6 protein-coding genes are annotated in these 7,132 nt (G+C 68.5%); 4 read left to right on the forward strand and 2 right to left on the reverse strand.

Features of this window, described 5'->3' with window-relative positions:
* On the forward strand, positions 1 to 831 hold an 831-nt coding region (locus VFB40_RS17790), incomplete at its 5' end, for an amidohydrolase (protein ID WP_324852051.1).
* Positions 832 to 1,013: 182 nt separating this feature from the next.
* Entirely contained in the window at positions 1,014 to 1,811 is a 798-nt protein-coding gene (locus VFB40_RS17795) for an SGNH/GDSL hydrolase family protein (RefSeq protein WP_324852053.1), read from the forward strand.
* Between the two features lie 137 nt (positions 1,812 to 1,948).
* On the opposite strand, the gene VFB40_RS17800 is transcribed toward VFB40_RS17795, so the two are convergent.
* Together VFB40_RS17800 and VFB40_RS17805 are read right to left on the reverse strand one after the other, a co-directional pair.
* Positions 1,949 to 3,475 carry an MFS transporter gene (locus VFB40_RS17800; protein ID WP_324852055.1) on the reverse strand — a complete coding sequence of 509 codons (1,527 nt, stop codon included), beginning with the start codon at positions 3,473 to 3,475 and terminating at the stop codon, positions 1,949 to 1,951.
* 111 nt (positions 3,476 to 3,586) lie between these two features.
* Positions 3,587 to 4,243, reverse strand: a complete 657-nt coding sequence (locus tag VFB40_RS17805; RefSeq protein ID WP_324852057.1) for a TetR/AcrR family transcriptional regulator — start codon at positions 4,241 to 4,243, stop codon at positions 3,587 to 3,589.
* Between the two features lie 339 nt (positions 4,244 to 4,582).
* Between VFB40_RS17805 and VFB40_RS17810 the strand changes: the two genes are divergently transcribed.
* Together VFB40_RS17810 and VFB40_RS17815 are read left to right on the forward strand one after the other, a co-directional pair.
* On the forward strand, positions 4,583 to 6,169 hold the full coding sequence (locus tag VFB40_RS17810; RefSeq protein WP_324852059.1) for an FAD-dependent oxidoreductase: 1,587 nt from the start codon (positions 4,583 to 4,585) through the stop codon (positions 6,167 to 6,169).
* A 45-nt stretch (positions 6,170 to 6,214) separates the two neighbouring features.
* The gene (locus VFB40_RS17815) at positions 6,215 to 6,880 is read left to right on the forward strand and encodes a phosphoribosyltransferase (protein ID WP_324852062.1); all 666 of its coding nucleotides are present in this window, start codon (positions 6,215 to 6,217) and stop codon (positions 6,878 to 6,880) included.
* Positions 6,881 to 7,132: the final 252 nt, after the last annotated feature.

A 7,132-nucleotide genomic window follows, 5' to 3' on the forward strand; every position in this document is an offset into this window, starting at 1 on the left:
AACCTCGACGTGGCGGTAAGCCGAGGCGGCGGTGGGTTCAAGGCAGGGACCGTCAAGATCATGCAGGACGGCATCTGTGAGAACCTGACCGCCGCGATGCTCGGGCCTTACTACGACGGCGCGGGCCAGACGACGGAAAACAGCGGGCACAGCTATCTCGACGCGGCGTTGCTGGCCACGGCGATCACGCGGCTCGACGCGCTCGGGTTCCAGGTGCACGTGCACGCGATCGGCGACCGCGGCGTGCGCGAGGCTCTTGACGCGTTCGAGGTCGCGCGTGCCAGTAATGGAGCCACCGACAACCGGCATCACATCGCGCACGTCCAGGTCATTCATCCCCGGGACATCCCGCGCTTCCGTCAGCTCGGTGTCACCGCGAACATCCAGGCGCTTTGGGCGGCCGAGGATGCACAGATGCGCGCGCTGAACGAGCCAGTGCTCGGCGCGGAACGCTACGCGCGGCAGTACCCGTTCGGCGCGCTGCTGCGAGACGGCGCCACGCTCGCCGCGGGAAGCGACTGGCCCGTTTCGACCCCTGATCCACTCCAAGCCGTGCACGTCGCCGTCAACCGGGCCGCTCCAGACGCACCGCCCGGCACCCCGGCCTTCCTGCCCGATCAGGCGCTCAGGCTCGTCGACGCCCTGGCCGCCTACACCGCGGGATCGGCGCGCATCTGCCACGCGGAGTCCTACGCGGGCTCGCTGGAGATCGGCAAGCGGGCCGACTTGGCGGTGCTGGATCGTGACGTGTTCGCGGCGCCGCGGGCCCGGATCGGCGCGGCGCGCACGGTACTGACTTTGGCCGGCGGCGAGATCGTCTACGAGGTCTGAGCCGGAGAATATGAACCCTGATTCACATTTCGATCATTAATACTCGGTTTACCTGCATAAACGTCGAATGTGCCGAACAGCAAAATCTTCGCATAGGACGTATTCGGCCTTTCCGGGGCGTCGTTACGGAGTTACAGATGTGTTAGCTGCACCACACTCCACTCCACATCCCGGAGGGAACCTTGCGTCCGCGCCACACCCTTGTCGCGCTCACCGCCACGGCCGCCACAGCGGCCGCAGTCCTGCTCACCGCCCTGCCCGCGAACGCGTCGTCGGCCAACTACGTCGCGCTCGGCGACTCCTACTCCTCCGGCCTCGGCGCCGGTAACTATGGAAGCAGCGGGTCCTGCGACCGCAGCTCGGGTGCCTACCCGCAGCTGTGGGCGAACAACAACAGCCCCTCCTCCTTCACCTTCGCCGCCTGCTCCGGGGCGACTACGAGCGACCTGCTCAGCAGCCAGCTGTCCGCGGTCAACAGCGGCACCACGCTGGTCTCGTTCACCATCGGCGGCAACGACGTCGGCTTCAGCAGCGTCATGGAGACCTGCGTCATCTGGGGCACCAGCTCCTGCGTCAGTGCGGTCAACAGCGCGGAGAGCCAGGCCCAGTCCACGCTGCCGGCCGCCTATGACAACGTGCTGAACTCGATCAGGGCGAAGGCGCCGAACGCCACCATCGTCTTCCTCGACTATCCCGACTTCTACGACCTCAACGCCTCCTCCGGCTGCATAGGGCTCAGCGGCACGAGCCGGGCCAAGATCGACGAGGGCATCAACCTGCTCGACTCGCTCATCCAGCAGGCGGCGGCCCGGCACGGGGCGATCTTCGGCGACGTGCGCGGTTCCTTCTCCGGGCACGAGATCTGCGACAGCAACAGCTGGCTGAACTCGGTGGACTGGACGAACTTCGGCGACTCCTACCACCCGACCGCGGCCGGACAGGCGAACGGCTACTACCCGGTCTTCGCCGCCAAGGCCTGAGACCACCAGACCGCTCCGACCCACCGGGGCGGCCGGCTCCACCCACAACGCGCTGGGGCCTTCCTCCACTTCAGCAGTGGAGGAAGGCCCCAGCGCCGCGTTCGCGGCTCGATTACCTAGTCAGGTGCGTCGCCGCGTCAGCCGACGTGCACGACCGCGGCCGGCGCCTCGGCGCCCGCGCCCTCGCCGCCCACGATCTGCGCCGGGTCGTTGCGGATCAACAGGAAGGTGACCAGCGTGGACAGGCCGAGCAGGATCGCGCTGATGGTGAAGGCTACGTTGTAGCCGTGCACCTGGGCCAGCGGCGAGGCCGGCGAGGTGTGGTGGTTGGTGCCGTACGACAGGATCGTCGTGGTGAACACCGTGTTCAGCAGGGCCACGCCGAGGGAGCCGCCGACCTGCTGGGTGGTGTTGACCATCGCGCTGGCGACGCCGGCGTCGTGGTTGGCCACGCCGGTCAGCGAGGTGTTGCCCAGCGGCACGAACACGCAGCCCATGCCGACCGCCAGCATGATGAACGCCGGCAGGATCATCCCGGCGTAGGACGAGTCCGCCCGCAGCTGGGTCAGCCAGACCATGCCGCCGGTGGCCAGCGCGCCGCCGAAGGTCATGATCGCCCGCGGGCCGATGCGCGGCAGCAGACCGCTCGCCACGCCGGCGGTGACGATCAGCGCCCCGGAGAACGGCAGGTACGACACGCCGCTCTTGAGCGGGGAGTAGTGCTGGATCTGCTGGAAGTAGTAGGTCATGAACAGGAACATGCCCATCATGCCCGCGCCCAGGATGATCGAGGTCAGGAACGACCCGCCCCGGTTGCGGTGCCAGACCACCCGCAGCGGCAGCAGCGGGTTGGCGATGCGCCCTTCCAGGATCACGAAGCCGACCAGCAACACCGCGGCGATGGAGAAGGAGACCAGCACGGAGGTCGAGGTCCAGCTGTTCTGCTTGGCGGCCTCGGTGAACCCGTAGACCAGCGCGCCGATGCCGATGCTGGACATCAGCGTGCCCGGGATGTCGTAGCGGGTGTTGCCCTCGGCCTTGCTCTCCTTGACGATCGGCACGGCCAGCACGATCGCGATCACGGCGATGAAGATGTTGACGAACAGGCACCAGCGCCAGCTGGTGTACTGGGTCAGCACGCCGCCGAGCAGCAGGCCGATGGCCGCGCCCACGCCGGAGATGGCGCCGAACACGCCGAACGCCTTGGCCCGGTCCTTCACGTCGGTGAAGGTGACGGTGATCAGCGAGAGCGCCGCCGGGGCCAGGATCGCGCCGAACGCGCCCTGCAGCGCGCGGGCCGCGAACAGCATCCCCTCGTTCTGCGCCGCGCCGCCGAGGGCAGAGGCGCCGGCGAAGCCGACCAGGCCGATCAGGAAGACCTTCTTGCGCCCCACGTAGTCGGCGATCCGGCCGCCGAGCAGCAGCAGGCCGCCGAAGGCCAGCGTGTAGGCGGTCAGGATCCACTGGCGGTTGGCGTCGTCGATGTGCAGCTGGCGCTGCGCGGAAGGCATCGCGATGTTCACGATCGTCGCGTCGAGAACCACCATGAGCTGGGCGATCGCGATGACGACCAGCGCGAGCCAGCGCTTGGGGTCATGCTCCACCTGGTCCGGCGGATGCGAACCGGTTGTGCCGGCGCGTGAGACGGCGGTGTTTTCGGACATGGATTTCCCCTCCAAGGGACTTGCAAGCGCACCCCGTGAGCGCGCGGGTTAACACTCCGCGTCGTTGATGAATGAATCTACGACCCGGCACCGACAGAACCGGGCGAGCCGTTACCCGCGGTGGTCGCCGGCCGCCGCGCCCTCGTCGCAGCAGCGTGACCGAAGCAGCGGGATCACGACGTCGTCCACTACGTGCTTGCTGTATTCCTCGTCGAACGGCTCGTCCGAAGTCAGCTTGCGGGTGAGGATCAGCGCGTACATGACTTCGTGCAGCAGTTCTGGGTCGGCGTCGGGTGAGATCTCGCCCCGAGCGGCGGCGTTGCGGATGATGGTCTCGTTGATGCAGTGCTTGGACTCATAGGTGCACTCGTGCACCGTGCGCCCGAGCGCCGGGTTGCGGGCGGCCGCGGTCAGCACGCCTGTGATGACCTCGCCGTCCGGGCTGTTGATGAACTCGCAGGCACGGGACATCAAGGCCATGAGGTCGCCGCGCAGGGAGCCGGTGTCCGGGGCGTCCGGAGTCGCACCCAACCGGTTGACCAGGGCCTCCGCCACCAGCCCCGGCTTGTCCGGCCAGGTCCGGTAGATGGTCGCCTTGCTGGCGCGGGCGCGCGTGGCGACCGCGTCCATGGTCATCCGGTCGTAGCCGACCTCGCCGAGCAGTTCGAACACCGCGTCGCAGATCGCTTCGCGCCGCTCGGGACCGCGCCGGGAGCCGCGCGGCTCCGGCAGGCCCAGCCCGCGCAGATCGATCTCGGTGTCGACCACGATGCCCTTCCTTCCCGGCGGTTCACCGGTGTACGGAACCGTTCCGTATCGGAACTCTATCCCGAACCGCCTGCTGTACGAAACCGTTTCGTTCAGTAATAAATGTGATCCATGTCACAGCAGTTGCCCGCCGTCGCGTCCATGCTCGCCGGTTGCCCGGGTCGACACAAGAAGCGGTCGAGGCTCGGCGGGGCGAGCCAGCTGTGGCGACTCAAGCGTGGCGGCTCGGCCCGGCGTAAAATCTGCCAACGCTAGTTGGCCAACGCTTGTTGACTTCCCGATGCGGCCAGACCTACGCTGAAGGCGAAACGGGAGCGAATCAGAAGGCGGTGACGCGCGATGACGCAGTCGAATCACTCAGATCGAGAGAGCATTAACGCCGGTCAGGCCGCTGATCAGGGCCAGGACGTGGTGATCGTCGGAGCGGGGCCGACCGGGCTGCTGCTGGCCGGAGACCTCGCGCAGCGCGGGGTCGCGTGCACGGTGCTCGAGCGCCGCGTCGGCCCGCCCGACACGACCACCACCCGCGCGTTCGCGGTCCACGCCCGCACCCTGGAGCAACTCGACGCGCGCGGCCTGGCTGACCGGCTGATCGAGACCGGCACGACAGTGGACGGGCTGCGGCTGTACGGAAAGGTGTCCATCTCCTTCGCGCAGCTTCCCAGCCGCTTTCCGTACCTGCTGGTCACGCCGCAGTTCAACGTGGAGCGGCTACTGGAGGAGCGGGCGGTCGCGGCCGGCGCGCGGGTGCTGCGCGGAGTCAGCGTGGTCGGGCTGAGCCAGGACGCTGAGGGCGTCGCTGTGCGGGTCCGGCCGGCAGCGGTGTCAGGCGAGGCGGCGGGGAACGGCAACGCGGCGGCCGACGAGGAAGCCGAATCGGTCTACCGGGCGAAGTACGTAGTCGGCACAGACGGCGTGCACAGCACGGTGCGTAACGCGCTCGGGTTGCCTTACCCCGGCCAGCCGGTCGTCCGCTCCCTGATGCTCGCGGACGTGCGGTTCGCCGAACCGCCGACAGACGTGCTGACGGTTGCTGCGGTAGGCGATGTCTTCGCCTTCGTCGCGCCGTTCGGTGACGGCTGGTACCGCACCTTCTGCTGGAACCGAGACCACCAGGTGCCGCCGAGCGCTCCGCTTGAGCTGTCCGAGATCCGCGAAGTCCTCGAGCGCGCGTTCGGTACCGACTTCGGCCTGGCCGAGGCGCGGTGGATGTCCCGCTTCCAGAGCGACGAGCGCCAGGTGCCCGAGTACCGGGTCGGGCGCGTGTTCCTGGCCGGAGACGCCGCGCACTGCCACTCGCCGGCTGGCGGCCAGGGCATGAACACCGGCATCCAGGACGCGGCGAACCTCGGCTGGAAGCTGGCGGCCGCGCTGAAGGGCCAGACCTCCGATCCCGAGCGGCTGCTGAACAGCTACCACGCCGAACGGCACCCGGTCGGCCGCCAGGTGCTTCGCAGCAGCGGCGCGCTGGTGCGGCTCGCGCTGATCAAGTCGCTGGCCGCGCGTACCGCGCGTGATGTGCTGAGCAGCGCCGCAGTGCGAGTCCCGGCCATCGCTCACCGCGCCACGGACACGGTCAGCGGCATCGGCATCGACTACACGAAGACACCCGTCTTTACCGACGCATCCGGCGCGCACGCCGAAGTCGGCAAGCGCATCGGCGACCTCAGCCTCAGCGACGGACGGCTGTACGAGCGGCTTCGCGACCGCCGGTTCGTGCTTATCGGCCAATCCGCCGATGACGCACAGCTCGCCGAGGACTGGGAGGGCAACGTTGGCTATGCCATGAGCGCTGAGGTGAAGCACCCGATGCTGCTAGTGCGGCCGGACGGATACGTGGCGTGGGCTAGCGATGAAACGGACCCGATGGCTCGTGCATCCGCGGTGCGTAAGGCGTTGACTGAGTGGTGTGGCGAGCCTCGGTAACCCGAGAGCAAGATGCGTTACATAGGAGGAGCGGAGGTGGTGGAGATGGACATGCAGCAGGAGCTGGAGGCGCGTTTCGCGGATCGAGCCGCTGCCGGCCGCCGCCTGGCCGCTCGCCTGGAGTACCTGCGTGACCAGCGGCCGGTGATCCTCGGGCTGCCGCGCGGCGGGGTGCCCATCGCGTACGAAGTCGCGCGCGCCCTGCAGGCACCGCTGGACGTGATCGTCGTACGCAAGCTCGGTGTGCCGTGGCTGCCCGAGCTGGCCATGGGCGCGATCGGCGAGGGCGGAAGCCGCGTCGTGGACCGCGGACTGCTACAGCACGAGCGGATCACCGACGATCTGCTCGCCGAGGTCGAGCAGCGCGAGTCGGCAGAGCTGCTGCGGCGCGCGCAGACCTACCGCGCCGGCCGCGATCCCGTCTCGATCGAGGGCCGGACGGTCGTCGTGATCGATGACGGGATCGCCACGGGCGCCACCGCGCGGGCCGCCAGCCTGGTCGTGAAGCAGCGCGGCGCGGCGCGGGTCGTGCTGGCCACGCCCGTGCTGCCGCCCGAGCTGATCGGCGCGCTCGGCCGCGTCGCCGACGAGCTGGTCTGGCTGTGCGCCCCGGAACCGATGGTCGCGGTCGGCAACTGGTACGAGGACTTCGAGCAGCTCACCGACGCCGAGGTGGTCGATCTGCTCGCCCGCGCCGACGAGACGCGGTGAGATTGACGAGCGCGGTGACATGAAGAGCGCGGTGACATGAAGAGCGGCGAGATGGAAGCGCACTGATTTCGCGGCAGTAGCCGGACGAAATCAGGAAGCGGAGATACCGACCGCGGTAACTCCGTCCAAAGTCCCGACGTAAGCGCGGTCCTGGCCAAGCGTCGGGGAGGCGAAGTGCGGGCCCTTGCCGACCTGCACCTGCGCGATCTGCTTGCCAGTGCGCTGATCGAGCGCGTAGAGGATCCCGGCGCC

Origin of the sequence: Actinocrinis sp., from assembly GCF_035650855.1 — a bacterium.
Classification (GTDB): domain Bacteria; phylum Actinomycetota; class Actinomycetes; order Streptomycetales; family Catenulisporaceae; genus Actinocrinis.